Genomic DNA, 16995 nt, shown 5'->3' on the forward strand with positions numbered 1-16995 from the left:
GTCAGACCGGATCGTGCACGATCAGCGTGCCGGCGCCATGCTCGGTGAAGAGTTCGAGCAGCACCGCATGCGGCGTCTTGCCGTTGAGGATCACGACGCCCTTGACGCCGCGGGTCAACGCCGCGATGCAGGTCTCGACCTTGGGGATCATGCCGCCCGAAATCGTGCCGTCGGCGATCAGGTCGCGCGCCTGACTGACTGTCAGTTCCTTGATCAGCGTGCCGTTCTTGTCGAGGACGCCCGGCACGTCCGTCAGGAACAGGAGCCGCTGCGCGGCCACGGCGCCGGCAATGGCGCCCGAGAACGTGTCGGCATTGATGTTGTAGGTGTGGCCGTCCCGGCCCGGCGCGACCGGCGCGATCACCGGGATCATGCGCGAGGTGGCCAACTGGTCGAGCAGCGTGCGGTCCACCTTGGCCGGTTCACCGACAAAGCCCAGATCGACGACGCGCTCTATATTGCTGTCGGGATCCCTGACGGTCTTCTGCGCCTTTTCGGCGAAGACCAGATTGCCGTCCTTGCCGCACAGGCCGATCGCCCAGGCCCCTTGCGCGTTGATCAGCGCGACGATCTCCTTGTTGATCGAGCCGGCGAGCACCATCTCGACGATCTCGACGGTCTTCTCGTCGGTGACGCGCAGGCCGCCCTCGAAGGTCGATTCGATGCCCATCCGGTCGAGCATGGCACCGATCTGAGGCCCGCCCCCGTGAACGACGACAGGGTTGACGCCGGACTGTTTGAGAAGCGCGATGTCCTGGGCGAACGCCTTGCCGAGCGCCGCATCGCCCATGGCGTGGCCGCCATATTTGACGACCACCATCTTGCCCGCATAGCGCTGCATATAGGGCAGCGCATCGGCGAGGATCGCCGCCTCGGTGGCGGGGGTCGAAATGTCTTTGGAGGCCATGGCGGACGCCCTTGAATGTGGTCGGAGCCCTCATAAACCCCTCGCCCGCATAAGAAAAGGCGCGGGACGGATCCCGCGCCTTCGATTGTGCAGGCCGACCGTGTCAGACGGCGATCTTGCCGCCGCCCTGCTTGGTCACGACAACCACGGACGGACGCGGCGGCATGGCCGGATCGAAGTCGGGCCAGCGGGTCGCCGGGTCTTCGAAGGTCGAATCCTTGGCAAAGCCCACCAGATCCTTCGTGCCGTCCGTGCCGGGATGCTGAACTGCGAGGAACAGCGTTTCCGCATCGTCGGTGAAGTAGGGACCGCACAGTTCGCCGCCGACAGGGCAGCGGAAGAACAGTTTGGAGTGGCCGCGCAGTTCGCCTTCGGTCTCAAGGCTGTAGAGCCCGTCCGACTTGCCGGTCTTGGCCCAGTTCGATCCCTGGTCGGTGGAAATCCACAGACGGCCGTCGGCGTCGATGGCGCAGTTGTCGGGCGAACCGAACCAGCCATGCTCGGAGGTTTCCGGGTGCCATTGGGCGCCCACCTCGGCGATCGAGGGATCGCCGCATTTGACCAGGATCGACCAGGTGCCGGTCGTCGCCGAGTGGTTGCCGCCCTCTTCCTTGATCTCGATGATGTGACCGAAGTTCGATTCCGGACGCGGGTTGGCAGCATCGACCTGCTCGGGCGTGCGGCGGCTGTTGTTGGTCAGCATGATGTAGGCCGTGCCGTCGCCGCGCGGCTGGGCGTCCTCCGGACGGTCCATCGGCGTCGCGCCCAGAAGATCGGCGGCAAGGCGCGTGTCGATGGCGATGTCGGCCTGGCTTTCAAAGCCGTTCTCGGCGGTCAGCGGGCCTTCGCCGTGGACCAGCGGCAGCCAGTCGATGGTGCCGTCATCGTTGAAGCGCGCCACATAGAGCGTGCCTTCGGACAGGAGCGAGGAGCCGAACACCGAGTTTTCGTCGGTCACGGCTTCGGCCGACACCCATTTGTACTGATAGTCGAAGCGGTTGTCGTCGCCCGAATAGATGACCAGCCGGCCGTCGGAGGCCACCGTCGTTTCGGCGCCTTCGTGACGGAAGCGGCCGAGCGCCGTGTGCTTGATGGGTGTCGCGTCCGGGTTCATTGGATCGACCTCGACGATGTAGCCGAAACGGTTCGGTTCGTTGGGCTCCTTGTCGATGTTGAACCTGTCGTGGAACTTGCCCCACGCATACCAGCGGCCCGGCACGCCATAGCGTTCCATCGAGGCGGCCTCGGGCTGGGCCGAAAGGTCGGGATCGCCTTCGGCGTCGAGCGTGTCGGTCCAGAAATAGCCGTGGAAGTTCTCCTCGGCCATCAGATAGGTGCCCCAGGGCGTCATGCCGCCGGCGCAATTGTTGATCGTGCCCAGCACGTTCATGCCGGTGGGATCGGCGCTCGTTTTCAGGCGGTCATGGCCGGCAGCCGGACCCGAGAAGGTGATCGGGGTTTCGGCGGTGATGCGGCGGTTGTTCGGATTGTCGCGGTTGACCGACCATTTGCCGTCCTCGCCGCGCACGATCTCGAAGACCGAGCCGCCATGAGCGGCCATTTCGATGTCGACCAGTTCCTTGGTCATCTGTTCGAAGCCGGACCGGTCCTGGCGGCCAATCCCGGGGAACATGACTTCTTCGTTGGTGTACTCGTGATTGACGCAGAGCATGCCGCGGCCGGGCTCGATCTCGGCAAAGCCGACATAGTCATTGTTGTAGCCGAACTGTTTGGCCTGGGCTTCGGCGGTCTGGTTCATGACGTCGAATTCAGGCGAATCGGCCATGATGGGATCGCCCCAGCGGATCAGCACGTCCGCATCGAAGCCGTCGGCGATGTGATGGGTCTGGTCGTTGCCCCAGCGCAGTTCGGTGAAGTTGAAGCGGTCGCCCTCGGTCATTGCGAGCGCCTGTCCGGGCGCGGTTAGGGCCGAGGTGCCGAACAGGGCCGCAGTGGCCGTCACGCCCAGCACGCCGCGCAGAACGTCGCGGCGGCCATAGCGGCGGTTGATCACATCGCCGATCGTGTTGCCGAGATTGGGGTTGGTCGGGATGTCGTCGAATGCCTCGAACGCCTCGGCACGGTTGCCGTGCGCAGGGTCGTTGATGATCTGCTTGCGATCCATGGAAGTCCTCCGGGTGTCATTTTTGACGTGTGTGCGCGCATCCGGCTTTGGGCGCAGCCGCGGCACCAAACCTTGCTTGCAACTTTTGTGTGACAGGCATGTTTCGATCTGGAAGGATTCCAAGCTCGTGCCCCATTCCTTGCTGCGCGAATTGTCGCATCGGCACAGGGCTTACCTCGCGTTCACGAAATCGTGGACGAAGGTGAGATGCAAACCGCCGACACGACCGCTATCTTCACGTTCGACACGGGAGTTTGCCATGGTGACGAAACGATCATTCCTGACGCTGGGCCTCGGCGGCGCCGCTGCCGCCGGCATCTTCAAATGGTGGGGCGCAAACCCGGCGACAGCTGCCGCGGACGGCGCTTTCGAAATCGTCAAGACCGAGGAAGAATGGCGGGCGCAGCTGACGCCGATGCAGTATGCGGTGTTGCGCGAAGAGGCGACCGAACGCCCGTTCACCAGCCCGCTCAACGACGAGAAGCGCGCCGGCGTCTTCCATTGCGCGGGATGCGACCAGGAACTGTTCCTGTCGGAGACCAAATATGACAGCGGCACAGGCTGGCCGAGCTTCTGGCAGGAGATCGAGGGCAAGGTTGCCTACAGGACCGACTACAAGCTGCTGATCCCGCGCACCGAGGAGCATTGCAGCCGCTGCGGCGGTCATTTGGGCCATGTCTTCAATGACGGCCCGCAGCCGACCGGCAAGCGCCACTGCATCAATGGCGTGGCGCTGAAGTTCACGCCCGCCGACGGCTCCGAGCCGGTCTACGGCTGACGGCACTTACGCCAGACAGCACGCAAAGAAAAAAGGCCGATCCGGTTTCCCGGATCGGCCTTTTTGATGGCGTGAACGAAGGCGAGTGACTTACGACGCCTTCTTCTGGTCCTCGTCGTCGTCGATTTCCTCGAAATCGGCATCGACCACATCGTCAGAGGCGGCGTCGGCTTCCGCATCGCCTTCGGCGGCGGCCTGTTCCTCGGCCTGGGTGGCTTCATAGATGGCCTGTCCGAGCTTCATCGAGGCTTCTGCGAGCGCTTGCGTCTTGGCGGTGATCGCCTCGGCGTCGGGGGTCTCGGCGGCGGTCTCTTCCTTGAGCGCGGCGATCGCGTCCTCGATGGCCGTCTTGTCTTCCTCGGACACCTTGTCGCCATGCTCGGACAGCGACTTTTCGGTCGAGTCGATCAGCGACTCGGCCTGGTTCCGCGCTTCGACCGCCTCGCGGCGCTTCTTGTCCGCCTCGGCATTGGCCTCGGCGTCCTTGACCATCTGTTCGACTTCCTCGTCGGACAGTCCGCCCGATGCCTGGATGCGGATCTCGTGCTCCTTGCCGGTGCCCTTGTCCTGGGCCTTGACGTTGACGATGCCGTTGGCGTCGATATCGAAGGTCACCTCGATCTGGGGGATGCCGCGCGGCGCCGGCGGAATGCCGACCAGATCGAACTGGCCGAGCAGCTTGTTGTCGGCGGCCATTTCGCGCTCGCCCTGGGCGACGCGGATGGTCACGGCGGACTGGTTGTCCTCGGCGGTCGAGAAGACCTGGCTCTTCTTGGTCGGGATCGTCGTGTTGCGGTCGATCAGGCGGGTGAAGACGCCGCCAAGCGTCTCGATGCCCAGCGACAGCGGCGTGACATCGAGCAGCAGGACGTCCTTGACGTCGCCCTGCAGCACGCCGGCCTGAATGGCGGCACCCATGGCGACCACTTCGTCCGGGTTGACGCCCTTGTGCGGCTCCTTGCCGAAGAACGACTTGACCGTCTCCTGGACCTTGGGCATGCGCGTCATGCCGCCGACCAGAACCACCTCGTCGATCTCGCCGGCCTTCATGCCGGCATCCTTGAGGGCGGCTTCCATCGGCTTGACGGTGCGCTTGACCAGATCGTCGACAAGGCTTTCGAACTTGGCCCGTGTCAGCTTCATCGTCAGGTGCTTGGGACCGGACGCATCGGCGGTGATGAAGGGCAGGTTGATTTCGGTCTGCGCCGAAGAGGACAGTTCGATCTTGGCCTTTTCGGCCGCTTCCTTGAGGCGCTGCAGGGCCAGCTTGTCGCCCTTCAGGTCGATGCCCTGATCCTTCTTGAACTCGGCCGCGAAGTAATCGACCAGACGCATGTCGAAGTCTTCACCGCCAAGGAAGGTGTCGCCGTTGGTGGATTTGACCTCGAAGACACCATCGCCGATCTCGAGGACCGAAACGTCGAACGTGCCGCCGCCAAGGTCATAGACCGCGATCGTCTTGCCGTCGCGCTTGTCCAGGCCATAGGCCAGAGCAGCAGCGGTCGGCTCGTTGATGATGCGCAGAACTTCCAGACCGGCGATCTTGCCGGCGTCCTTGGTGGCCTGGCGCTGGGCGTCGTTGAAGTAGGCCGGCACGGTGATGACGGCCTGCTGAACGGTCTCGCCCAGGTAGCTCTCGGCGGTTTCCTTCATCTTCTGAAGGACCATGGCGGAGATTTCGGCCGGCGAACGCTTGTCGCCGCCCGCTTCGACCCAGGCATCGCCGTTCTTGCCCTCGACGATCTTGTAGGGGACCATCTTCTTGTCTTTTTCGACGGTCGGATCTTCATAACGGCGGCCGATCAGGCGTTTGACCGCGAACAGCGTGTTCTCGGGGTTGGTGACCGCCTGACGCTTGGCCGGCTGGCCGACGAGGCGCTCGCCGTCATCGGTGAAGGCCACCATGGACGGCGTGGTACGCGCGCCTTCCGCATTCTCGATGACCTTTGCGTCCTTGCCATCCATGACGGCGACGCAGGAGTTGGTCGTTCCCAGGTCGATGCCGATAACTTTTGCCATGTCTAACCTCTTCTTTCAGCGAACCGCACGGACCCGTTATGGCGTTCGTGTGCGCGGCCCCTCTTCGTTGGCAGATCGATTGTTTCCGGACGGCGCAAAAGGCGCCTTCCGCGCTGGCGGGTATATAAGGAGGGCGCATTTTGCGTGCAAGGCGGGTGTTTTGGAATGTTTTCGGTGTGAGGTTGCCTGTTGGGCCTACTGGCCCAAAATCACGTCGAGAACCGTTCCGGCCTCCCCCTGCGACACACCGACATCGGTTTGAGGGCGCGGAGCACCCGTCGACGAGGTGATCGTCCGGTCCGGTGGCGGCAGGGCGACGCGATCGCGTGCCACGGCACCCGATGGCGGCGACCTGTCGCTTGCGAGAGGTGTGCCGCCGTCGACAGGCGCGGAAGGCCGCCTGCCGGGTCCGAACGGGAAGCCCTCGGGGCGCGGCTTGGGAATGACGTTGAACGGCATGTAGCCGGGCAGGTCGGCGATGGCGACGCCTTGGTGAGCAGCCACCATGAAGTCGCGCCAGGCCTCGGCCGGCAGCGTGCCGCCGGTGACGTTCTTCATCGGCTTGCCGTCGTCATTGCCGAACCAGACCCCGGTCACCAGATGGGCCGTGTAGCCGACGAACCAGGCATCTCGGGCGTTCTGGGTGGTGCCGGTCTTGCCGGCGGCGGGATGATCGAACCGGGCCGCGCGGGCAGTGCCGGCGCGCACGGTCTGGCTCATCATCTGGTTCATCATGCCGGCGAGATCGGGCGCCAGCACGCGGCTGCGGCTGTCTTTTCGCTCGTAAAGAACCTCGCCCTCCATGGTCGTCACCCGGCGGATCAGGTGCGGGTCGGCGCGATAGCCGCCGGACGCGAACGGCACATAGGCCGATGTCAGCTCGTACAGCGTGACTTCGGACGTGCCGAGCGACAGCGAGGCGTTGGCTTTCAGCGGCGAGGCGATGCCCATTTTCTGCGCCGTGCGCACAACGGTACCCGCGCCGCTTTCCATGATCAGTTGCGCCGCCACCGAATTGAGCGATCTGGACAGCGCGGTCTCCAGCGTGACCGGGCCGTGATATTTGCCGCGATAATTCTCCGGCGCCCAATTGCCGAACCGAACCGGCGTGTCGTTGCGCACCGACGAGGGCAGCGCGCCTGCTTCGAGCGCGGCAAGGTAGACGAACGGCTTGAACGCAGAACCGGGCTGGCGCTTGGCCTGACTGGCCCGGTCGAATTGGGAGGCGGCATAGTCGACGCCGCCGACCATGGCGCGGACGGCGCCGGCCGGATCGATCGCCACAAGCGCGCCCTGGCTGACGTCGCGCTCGGCGCCATGTTCGGCGATCGCGGCGCGGATGGCCGTTTCGCCGGCGGTCTGCAGGTAGAGATCGACCGTGGTATCGACGATCACGTCCTGCCGGACTTCGCCGATCAGTTGCGGCAGTTCCTCCATGACGGCGTCGGCGACATAATGGTGCGCGCCGGACCAATAGCGGTTGGCGCGGGCGGCCGGGCTGGCCAAGGCCGCGGTCATTTCCGTGTCGGACACAAGCCCCTGTTCGCGCATCACCGAAAGAACCACCTGCGCGCGGCTTTCGGCCCGTTCGGGATTGCGGTTCGGCGACAGGCGCGACGGCGCTTTCAAAAGCCCGGCGAGGAGCGCCGCTTCGGGCAGGGACACATCGCGCGCCGACTTGCCGAAATAGCGCCGCGCCGCCGCCTCGACGCCATAGGAGCCCGAGCCGAAATAGACCCGGTTCAGATAAAGTTCGAGGATCTGCTCCTTGGAGTATTCATGTTCGAGCCAAAGGGCCAGCAGCACCTCCTGCACCTTGCGGCCGACGGTGCGCTCAGGCGTCAGGAACAGGTTCTTGGCGAGCTGCTGGGTCAGCGTCGAGCCGCCCTGCACCAGCCCGCCAGCCATCACGTTGCGGGCCATGGCGCGGGCCAGCCCGATCGGGTCGACGCCGAAATGGGAGAAGTAGCGCCGGTCCTCGATGGCGATGACGGCCTTGGGAATATAGGGGCTCATCTCATGCAGGCCGACCGCCGCGCCGCCGGTCGCGCCGCGATTGGTCACCAGCGTTCCGTCGACCGCGACGATCTTGACATTGGGCGGCCGGTCGGGAACCGCCCATGCGCTGGCCGAGGGCAGTTGCGCGCCGTACCATGCGATGATGCCGGCCAGCGCGACACCGCCCCAGATGCAGGCGATGAACGACCAATAGACGAAGCCGCGCACGAAACCGCGCCCGCTTGTCCTGCGGCGTCCGCCGGATGAGCCGCGTGCGGCCGGTTTCCGGCGCGCGCCCGATGCGGCCTTGGCCCCCGGCTTTTTGGACGACGGTTTGCGCTTGCGCGCCGGCGGGGGCGCCGCGCGATCGGCCGCCGTCACCGAGAAGTCGGCGGCCGACTTTCGACCGCCGCGATCCTCGAACCGCGGCTCGACGCGCGTCTTGCGCTTCTTTCGTCTTGAAAACATGCGGGCCCGCACAACCGTGACACCAAACAAACGAACGGCCCGATGAGCCTAGAACGCGGCCATTTAAGGTGCGGTTAACCGCGCGGGCCCGCCGGTTTCATGGCTTTGCCCGATCGGCGATCACGTGGAGGCCAGAGCATCGAGAATACGCGCCCAGGAGCGCTGACCCTTGGTGAACGAGGCCAGATTGTACTTCTCGTTCGGTGAATGGATGCGGTCGTCCGACAGGGCAAAGCCGACCAGCAGCGAATCCATGCCGAGCATGCGCTTGAAGTCGCCGACGATCGGGATCGAGCCTCCCATGCCGATCACGGCGGCAGGCATGGGCCACTCGTCGGACAATGCCGCCTTGGCGGCCAGCACGGCCGGTGAATCGGCGGCGAGGATATTGGCCGGTCCGGCGCCGTGCTCGGCGAATTCAACCGAACAGTCGCCGGGAATGCGCGCGCGCACGAAGGCCCGGAAATTGTCGCGGATCGCCTGCGGGTCCTGACCGGCGACCAGGCGGAACGACACCTTTGCCGATGCCTTGGCAGGAATGACGGTCTTGAACCCCTCGCCCGTATAGCCGCCGATCATGCCGTTGACCTCGGCGGTCGGCCGCGCCCAGGTCAGTTCCAGGACGCTGCGGCCACGCTCACCGGACGGGTGTTTCAGGCCGATCTCGCCGAGAAACGCCTCGTCCGTCATGCCCAGCGCTTTCCAGCTTTCAAGCTGTTGCGCCGGCACCTCTTCGACGCCGTCGTAGAAATGCGGAATGGTCACTCGGCCGGTCTCGTCGTGCATGGCGGCGAGAACGGCGCTCAATATGTGCAGCGGATTGGCCGCCGCACCGCCGAAATAGCCCGAATGAAGATCGCGATCGGCTGCGTGGATGGTGATTTCCTCGCCGACCAGCCCGCGCAGGCTGCCCGAGATGGACGGTGTTTCGGCGTTCCACATGGACGTGTCGCAGACCAGCGCCACATCGGCCTTCAACTCGTCGGCATTGGCTTTGAGGAAGGGTTTGAGCGAAGGCGATCCGCTTTCCTCCTCGCCCTCGAACAGGATGGATACGCGGCATGGAAGGGCACCATGAACGGCCTTGTAGGCCCGGCAGGCCTCGACAAAGGTCATCAACTGCCCCTTGTCGTCCGACGCGCCACGAGCGGAGATCACGTCCGTGCCGCCGATGGTTTTCACCCTGGGATCGAACGGATCGTCGTGCCACAGGTCCAGCGGGTCGACCGGCTGGACGTCGTAATGGCCGTAGAAAAGGACATGCGGCGCATCGGCGGACGGGCCATCATGGTGGGCGACGACCATCGGGTGGCCATCCGTGTCGCGCACCGACGCGTCAAAGCCGATCGATGCCAGATCGCCGGCCAACCAGTTCGCCGCGGCACGGCAATCGTCCTTGTAGGCCGGGTCGGTGGAGATCGACCGTATCCGCAACAGCGAAAAGAGCCGTTCGATGCTGTCGTCCACGGCGCTGTCGAGCGCGTCGAGAACGGGTTCCAGGCTCAATGCCGGTTTGGTCACGGGTCGCCTCCCTGCGTGTACGGTTGCGGTCGCGATTGATGGGTGCGCGCGCCGATCGTGTCAAAACCATAAACACGGTACGGCACAAAAAAAGCCATCATGCGGAGGTCACGCATGATGGCTCAAGAACGAAAGTGGCAGCCCGGAGAGGGGGATTAGGCTGCCACTAGTCCGGATCGGCGGGGGACGGGCCTTAGCCGGACAACGGCGTTTTGCCGTTAATGGTAAATTAACAGAGCGTTTGCGGCGAAATATTGGCAGAGGCGGGCCGATTTCACGAAATCACACAAATGTCATGGAGCGTGTACGTTTACGGTGCCGGCAATCGCGCAATGACATAGGTCCGTCGTGGCCGTATAGATGCGCCCGTTACGCGTTGATGCACGATGTGACCAGGTGGCGGCGATTCGCCCTTGCACCTCCTGTGCGCTGCGTTTCAAAGCAATTTCGGCTGCGGCGCATACCACCGCCGGGACCATGCGAGGGGATCAGGACCATGTGCGGCATCGCCGGATACGTGACGGACGAGTTTTCCACAGACCTGCCCGACAGCGGGTTCGTCAGCGAGCTGACCGACAAGATCGCCAGCGCCGGAGCAGGCGACCGCGCGGTCGGGACGCTCGGCGACGTCATCGGCGTGCTCAAGAAGCGCTTCGGCGAGATGATGGCGATCGGCTTCGTGCGCGCGGTGGCGCTGGACGCCGATCTCGAGGCCGCGCTGCGCGGCCTTGCCGCCCGCCTCGGCGAGCACGAGACCGCGCTCACTGCGCTGTCGGAAGCCGGGCGCACCGATCTCGACCCGCTGATAGAGGGCCTGCGGGACTTCGGCTGGCAGCTTGAGGCGGAGCTGGCCGACCATGCGGCGACCGCCCGCGGACTGGTCGGACCCGGCATCGATCTGAACACGACGACCGCACTTCATGTGGCCATCGCCACCGAATATGTGTTGCGGGCCAATGACCGGCTGGAAGTGCGCGGCCGGGATTCGGCCGGGATCGCCATCCAGCTGGACGTGCCCGCCGAGGCGCCTGGCTCGCTGCCCGACAGCGAGGCCAGGGCGCTGACGGTCCGGGCGGCCGACATCCATGCCGGACACGATGCGGTCTATGTGACGCCGCGCGATGCCGGCGGAACCACCGTCACCTTCATCTACAAGACGGCCAATCTGGTGGGCCGGCTCGGCGACAATGGCGCCGCGCTGCGCGATGCGCTGCGCGATGACTCCCTTTTCTGGGCGCTCGCATCCCGGGCACGGCGCGTGTCGATCCTGTCGCATACGCGCTGGGCTTCGCACGGCGTCATCTCGGTCGCCAACTGCCATCCGCACAACCCGTCCCTGAACGGCGACGCGCCCGGCGATGCCAAGGCCGCGCTCGGTGCGATGTATGCGCTCAACGGGGATGTGGACAATCACGTCGAACTGATGACCGAACTGGTCACCAACCGGCAGAGCGCGGTCGACGCCGCGATCACCACCGACGCCAAGGTCATCCCGCTGGCCGACCGGCTTGCCGACGCACCGTCGGACGACCGGATGGAGCGGTTCCGCGCCGCGACGCGACGGCTCGACGGCTCGGTGGCCGTCGGCTGCATCGACCCGATGATGCCCGGCGAAGCGCTTCTGGCGCAGAAGGGGTCGGGCCAGGGCCTTTACGCCGCCCGGCTTGCCGACGGGTTCATGTTCGCCTCTGAGAGCTACGGGCTTTGCAACGCGGCCCGCGAGGCAGCCAACCTTGCCCGCTCGGTCGCCGGCGGTTCAGTGATCCACCTCGATGCCAACAGGGGCGACGCGATCATGCGGACCGTCAATGACGGCACGCCGGCCAAGATCAAGTATGACCCGATCCAGATCTATGCGCGCGACATCTATCGCGGCGATTTCGACACATTCCTCGAAAAGGAAATCCATGACGGGCCGGCCAGCGTCGCCAAGACGCTGCGCGGCCGGTTCCGGCGCGAAAAGGGCCTGGTCGCCTTCGACAAGCTGCCCTACGACATCTGGGCGGAATTGCGCGAAGCGCTCAAGGGCGGGTTGTCGCGGATCTATGTGATCGGCCAGGGCACGGCAGGCGTGGCGGCGGTCGGCATCGGCCATCTGGTCGAAAAGGCCATCGCCCGGGACAGCCGCCTGCGCATTCCGGTCGAGGCGGTGCGCTCGTCGGAACTGTCGGCCGATATCGACGCCTATGATTTCAAGCGGGCCCTGGTGATCGCAGTCTCGCAGTCGGGCACGACGACCGACACCAACCGTGCCGTCGACCTTGCCCGCGAGCGCGGCGCGTTCGTGCATGCGATCGTCAACCGGCGCAGTTCCGATCTCGTCCGCAAGGCGCAGTCGGTTCTCTACACATCCGACGGGCGCGACGTGGAAATGTCGGTCGCCTCGACCAAGGCGTTCTATTCGCAGATCACCGCCGGCAAGCTGACCGCGCTGTTTCTCGCCGCCCAGCTCGGCGCGATGACCGATGTGGAACTGGCCTACGAGATGGGCGAACTGGAAAAGCTGCCCGGGCACATCGCGGCGGTCCTTGCGGACGAAACCCATATCGGCCAATGCGCCCGCGATCTTGCCCCCTATTCCCGCTACTGGGCGGTCACCGGCTCGGGCGTCAATCACGTGGCGGCGCTGGAAATCCGCATCAAGCTGTCAGAGCTTTGCTACAAGTCGATCCCGGTCGATTACACCGAGGACAAAAAGCACATCGACCTGTCGACAGAGCCGCTGACGCTGGTGGTCGCCAACGATCTGCCGGGCGATCTGGTCGGCGACGTCGTCAAGGAAGCGGCGATCTTCAAGGCGCACAATGGCCGTCCGGTCGTCTTCGCCACAAAGGGCGCCGATGCGGATGCCTTTGCCGGTTATGCCGAACGGGTCATCGCGCTGCCCGATGTCGGCGCCGATCTTGCCTTCGTCCTGGCCACGGTGGCCGGCCATCTGTTCGGCTTCCACGCGGCCAAGGCCATCGACGAGGGCGCGCAGAAGCTCAAGCCGATCCTTGCCGGACTGGGGCTGGTGGCGATGGGCGAACAAAGCGCCGATCCGGAAGCGGTCGTGGCGGCCCTTGAAACATTTGTCGACGAGGCGGCCGACGGCGCCTTCAATTCGGGTCTCGGCGCCAGTCACCTGGCGCAGATTGCGCGCCTTGCCCGGCGGATGCGCGAAGGGTCCGATGTCGCAGGGCTGGCGCAGGGCGCACTGCCGCTCGTCCGCGATGCGTTCGAAGAGACCTCGCGCCCCGTCGATACGATCCGCCACCAGGCCAAGACGGTTACGGTCGGCACGAGCCGCCCCGAGGATGCACTGTCATCGGCGATCCGCGATGCGCTCGCCGGGCTCGGGCTTGCCGACAGCCGCATGTCGTTCGACAACCGCAAGACGCTTGCCGTGGTGTCGCGTCTGATCGACAGGATCGAATGGGCGACGCTGCTCGATGTCGAGGAAACGCAAGGCACGACGCTGGTGCGCCTTGCATCGGGCGCCAACGCTCCCGAAGCGCTTTCCGGCTACGGCGAACAGCGAACCGGCATCGGCGTGATCGGCACGGCGCTCGACACCAATGCGACCGCCTGCGGCTTCATCGGGCGGGAAGCGGTGATCGCCGTGCCGGTTACAGGCGCTTCCTTCTCCGGGACAGAGCAGGTGCTCTGCCTGTCGGTTACCATGCTTGCCCACGCATCGCGCGACCGCAAGACGGCGGTGATGAACGCGCTTGGCACCTACCGCACGACGCTGCGCGACTGGGAACAGACGCTTGGCGCCGACGCCGATGCCGCGCTCCAGCGCCGCCTCGCCAGCGAGGACCCGCTGACCGTAACCTTCCGGCCCGGCACCCTGGTGCCCGGCACGGACGAGGGCCGTCAATCCGCCTGAAGGTGTTCGGCCAGCGCGCAGACGACGTGATAGAGCGTGCTCGCCGGCATGTCGGCGGCGATTGGTTTGCCGTTCGGATCGATCGCATCGACCCAGCCACCGGAGACCGGTTGGGCGAGATAGTGATCGAACAGCACATCGATCATCTGCCGGCGTAGCGCGGTCGCGCCCGATACGCCCCGCTTTTCAAGGGCGATGGCGGCCTTGAGCGCTTCGGTCTGTGGCCAGCAGCGTGCCGTTGCCGACTGACCGGCGCCATCGGGCCGCATGGTGTCGGCCACCGCGCCCGTCGCGGGATGATGGCCGAATGCGCGGGCGGTCGCGAACAGCACGCGTGCCTTGTCCTCAAGCCCCGGCCTTGACCGTCTGTCCGCAAAGCGCAGAAGCAGCCATGCCCATTCATAGTGATGGCCCGGCTCGACGGCGGTGTGCGCCGGATCGTCAGACAGCGGCGTCCAATCGTCGGCGAAAAACTCGCGCACCGTGCCCGCTGCCGCATCGAAAAAGCGGGCGTCGAACAGTTCGACCATCGCTTCGGCGCGATCGAGAAATCCGGTCTCACCCGTCGCGTCATACCAGGCGAGCATGGCTTCGAGCATGTGCATGTGCGGATTGGCGCGCCGCGGCGCGCTGCCGGACGTGTCTTCAACAAAACCGCCATGGCGGCGATCGGCGAGGCGGGCATCCATGAAGTCGAGCGTCCGGTCGGCCCATGCGCGGGCATCGTCAAACCCGCCGGCCTTGTGGAGCCACGCCAGCGCCAGCAGCACGAAGGCCTGATCGTAGGTGTCGCGCCGGCCGTCCTGCACGGTTCCGTCCGGGTTGAAGCGGTGGATCCAGCCGCCATCGGTGGTGTCCCAGGCCGTTGACACGAGCGTTTCGAACAGGGTTTCGAGCAGGCCGCCGGGCGCATTGTTCCAGCCCAGCGCCCCTGCATGGACGAAGCTGTAGATCTGGCGCGGCAGCACGCGCATCCTCTTGGAGGCATATGTGCCCGGCGCGCCATCGAGGCCGAGGCCCTCATGCACACCGCCATGGACGTCATCGATGCCGGGTCCGGCCCAGAACGGCAGACATGCGTCGAACAGCCATCGCCGGATTGCGGCCTCGGAGCGGTCATGGGCGACAGAGCCGACGAACCGCTCCTTGAAAAGAGCCGTCACGTCCTTGACAAGATGCGTGCGGTCCCGGCGGGTCACGAGCACCTTGTTGTCTTCGGCAACCACCACCAGATCGTCGACGCCGGCGACAGCGACGATGGCATCGCGCGCGCGAATGTGGTTGCCGGCGCTGTCGACGGCGATAATGTCCCCGTCGAGCGCATTGCCCTTGTCATCCTTTGGCGCGTGATCGTGGAGCTGGGCCCAGGAACCCAGATCGTCCCAGTCGAAACCGGCCCGCACCACGCCGATATTGTCCGCCTTTTCCATGATGGCGTAGTCGACCGACAGTTTTTCGGCGGCCGAAAAGGACGGCGCATCGAGCCACAGCCTGCAGCCGTCGATCCGCGCGGCGCGCACGGCCTGCGATGCGCAATCCCATATCTGCGGCTGATGCTTTCTGAAGGCCTCCGCCATGCGGCCGGGCCGGAACAGGAACATGCCGGCATTCCACAGAAAACCGCCCTGATGGATATAGTGCCGCGCGGTGTCCGCGTCAGGCTTTTCGCGAAACCGGCGCACGGCGTGCCCCTCGCCCAGCGGTTCGCCCGTCTCGATGTATCCGTACTGGGTTTCCGGCCGGGTCGGCGCGATGCCGAGCAACATGATCGCATCGGTGGCCGCCGCGGTGCGCGCCGCCCGGGCCACGGCGGTGCGGAAGGCGGCGTGATCCTCGATCAGCGCGTCGGACGGCACGACGAGCAGCAGATCATCGCCCGGGCCCGCTTCGTGCAGCGCGGTGATTGCGGCGATCGCGGCGGCCGTGTCGCGGATCGCCGGCTCCAGCACCAAACGGAAATCACCCGTGCCGGCCAGTTCGGCTTCAAGCAGCGGCGCCAGCGCGGCGCTGCCGATGACGCAGGGCGCGCCGAACGCGACATCGTCGACGATGCCCTGCGGCATGCGCGCCAGCGTCTGGCGCAACAGACTGGCATCGCCGGCCAGCGCATGGAACTGTTTGGGCTTGTCGTCGCGCGACATCGGCCACAGGCGCGAGCCCGCGCCGCCGCACAAGATGACCGGGATGACTCGCGGGATCGTGGCCGACACCGATCGCCCCTTTTTCGATGAAAAGCCGGTGTTGCGTAGAACGGCGGCCCGGCATTGGCAAGGTCGCGCGCGATGGCCGACCGCGCCTGCGGCGCTCAAAGCAAAGCGGCCCGCTCGGTCGAGCGGGCCGTCTTCTTGTTGGGTCGAAATCCCTGTGGCGAGGCTCGCGGCCTCAGCACGATGGCCGTTATCAGCCAGCGAGCTCCGAGGAGATTTCGTCGAACTTGGCGTTCAGTTCGGTACCCAGGGCCGTTGCGCCGGTGATGATGGCAACAGCGATCAGAGCAGCGATCAGACCGTATTCGATGGCAGTCGCACCCGACTCGTCTTTCAGAAAACGTGCAAACATTGGTGAGCTCCTTACTCGTGTCAAACAGCACTCTGTCGGGTTTCTCTCCGGCCCGATCAGTAACGCCAACCTACACGGGGCCCATTGCCAGCCGCTTAAGCTTTAGGGTTTCGCATTGGTAAACGCCGCCATGGTGAAGAAAGGGTTGATCCGGCGGCTTCTGACCGCCTTGCTTGCCTGCGACGCCCCACCGCCGACGGGCGCAGCCCGCAAGCGCGATCTTCTCCGCCCCGCCCTTAAGCGTCGCGCTGACGCGCTCGCTGGCGGGGACCCCATCACCGCCGCCGTTTCGGCGCGCACGCGCAGCCGTCCCGCGCCAGCGGGAGTGGCGTGAGCGCAATGGAAGGACCAACGGGCGATCCGGAAACCGCGCATTGCTATGTTGGGTGCGGTCGCCGGACCGCCCGTTCGACGGGCTTGCGGTGATCGTAATATGGGGCGCCGACGCGAGGCTTGCGCCCTGCCGCAGCCGCCGTACCCGGCCCGAGCGTCGCAGACCCGCAACGCCGGGAGGGTTCGGCCGGCCCCGCCCATCCCTGACCGCCGGCCGGGTCTGGCCGATGGCAGGCACGAACGGACGCCGCACATCTTCATTCCGCACGCCTGCGCCCGGATCGGCTCGGCCGATCCGGAAAGCTTGCAGGCGATTCAAATGGTGGCGTTTGGAACCTTTCCGCAGCATCAAGGATGCTGCGGGGCCAAACGCGGCTTGGGGGCTCATCGCCCAGCGGGGCACCTCTGCACCGCCA

Annotated in this window: 9 protein-coding genes; 2 read left to right on the top strand and 7 right to left on the bottom strand. The window is 65.5% G+C overall.

Features of this window, described 5'->3' with window-relative positions:
* Position 1: 1 nt before the first annotated feature.
* Both argB and DEM25_RS01145 read right to left on the bottom strand, forming a co-directional pair.
* The gene (argB, locus tag DEM25_RS01140) at positions 2–907 is read right to left on the bottom strand and encodes an acetylglutamate kinase (RefSeq protein WP_109766736.1); all 906 of its coding nucleotides are present in this window, start codon (positions 905–907) and stop codon (positions 2–4) included.
* A 103-nt stretch (positions 908–1010) separates the two neighbouring features.
* Positions 1011–3032, bottom strand: a complete 2022-nt coding sequence (locus DEM25_RS01145) for a PhoX family protein (protein WP_109766735.1) — start codon at positions 3030–3032, stop codon at positions 1011–1013.
* A 259-nt stretch (positions 3033–3291) separates the two neighbouring features.
* Between DEM25_RS01145 and msrB the strand changes: the two genes are divergently transcribed.
* Entirely contained in the window at positions 3292–3810 is a 519-nt protein-coding gene (gene msrB / locus DEM25_RS01150; RefSeq protein WP_109766734.1) for a peptide-methionine (R)-S-oxide reductase MsrB, read from the top strand.
* A gap of 90 nt (positions 3811–3900) precedes the next feature.
* On the opposite strand, the gene dnaK is transcribed toward msrB, so the two are convergent.
* From dnaK to DEM25_RS01165, 3 genes are all read right to left on the bottom strand, one after another.
* Positions 3901–5829 (bottom strand): molecular chaperone DnaK, encoded by a 1929-nt coding sequence (gene dnaK / locus DEM25_RS01155; RefSeq protein WP_109766733.1) that lies wholly within the window; start codon positions 5827–5829, stop codon positions 3901–3903.
* A 195-nt stretch (positions 5830–6024) separates the two neighbouring features.
* Entirely contained in the window at positions 6025–8295 is a 2271-nt protein-coding gene (locus DEM25_RS01160; protein ID WP_109766732.1) for a transglycosylase domain-containing protein, read from the bottom strand.
* A 120-nt stretch (positions 8296–8415) separates the two neighbouring features.
* Complete coding sequence (locus tag DEM25_RS01165; protein WP_109766731.1) at positions 8416–9816, bottom strand: M20/M25/M40 family metallo-hydrolase; 1401 nt, start codon at positions 9814–9816, stop codon at positions 8416–8418.
* A gap of 496 nt (positions 9817–10312) precedes the next feature.
* Here DEM25_RS01165 and DEM25_RS01170 point away from each other — a divergent pair, with 496 nt between their 5' ends.
* Positions 10313–13687 (top strand): SIS domain-containing protein, encoded by a 3375-nt coding sequence (locus DEM25_RS01170; protein WP_158585131.1) that lies wholly within the window; start codon positions 10313–10315, stop codon positions 13685–13687.
* Here the strand turns inward: DEM25_RS01170 and DEM25_RS01175 are convergent.
* Both DEM25_RS01175 and DEM25_RS01180 read right to left on the bottom strand, forming a co-directional pair.
* A complete protein-coding gene (locus DEM25_RS01175; RefSeq protein ID WP_196780232.1) occupies positions 13675–15897 on the bottom strand; it encodes an AGE family epimerase/isomerase in 2223 nt (740 codons plus the stop codon). The genes DEM25_RS01170 and DEM25_RS01175 overlap by 13 nt on opposite strands.
* Before the next feature lie 190 nt (positions 15898–16087).
* Positions 16088–16246: a Flp family type IVb pilin gene (locus DEM25_RS01180; RefSeq protein ID WP_109766729.1), complete on the bottom strand. Its 159-nt coding sequence runs from the start codon at positions 16244–16246 to the stop codon at positions 16088–16090.
* Positions 16247–16995 lie beyond the last annotated feature (749 nt).

The sequence above is a fragment of the Oceaniradius stylonematis genome (genome assembly GCF_003149475.2).
Classification (GTDB): domain Bacteria; phylum Pseudomonadota; class Alphaproteobacteria; order Rhizobiales; family Rhizobiaceae; genus Roseitalea; species Roseitalea stylonematis.

Excerpts from the sequence above, each read along its gene's own strand:
- argB (WP_109766736.1), bottom strand. The coding sequence starts at position 907 with ATGGCCTCCAAAGACATTTCGACCCCCGCCACCGAGGCGGCGATCCTC.
- DEM25_RS01145 (WP_109766735.1), bottom strand. The coding sequence starts at position 3,032 with ATGGATCGCAAGCAGATCATCAACGACCCTGCGCACGGCAACCGTGCC.
- msrB (WP_109766734.1), top strand. The coding sequence starts at position 3,292 with ATGGTGACGAAACGATCATTCCTGACGCTGGGCCTCGGCGGCGCCGCT.
- dnaK (WP_109766733.1), bottom strand. The coding sequence starts at position 5,829 with ATGGCAAAAGTTATCGGCATCGACCTGGGAACGACCAACTCCTGCGTC.
- DEM25_RS01160 (WP_109766732.1), bottom strand. The coding sequence starts at position 8,295 with ATGTTTTCAAGACGAAAGAAGCGCAAGACGCGCGTCGAGCCGCGGTTC.
- DEM25_RS01170 (WP_158585131.1), top strand. The coding sequence starts at position 10,313 with ATGTGCGGCATCGCCGGATACGTGACGGACGAGTTTTCCACAGACCTG.
- DEM25_RS01180 (WP_109766729.1), bottom strand. The coding sequence starts at position 16,246 with ATGTTTGCACGTTTTCTGAAAGACGAGTCGGGTGCGACTGCCATCGAA.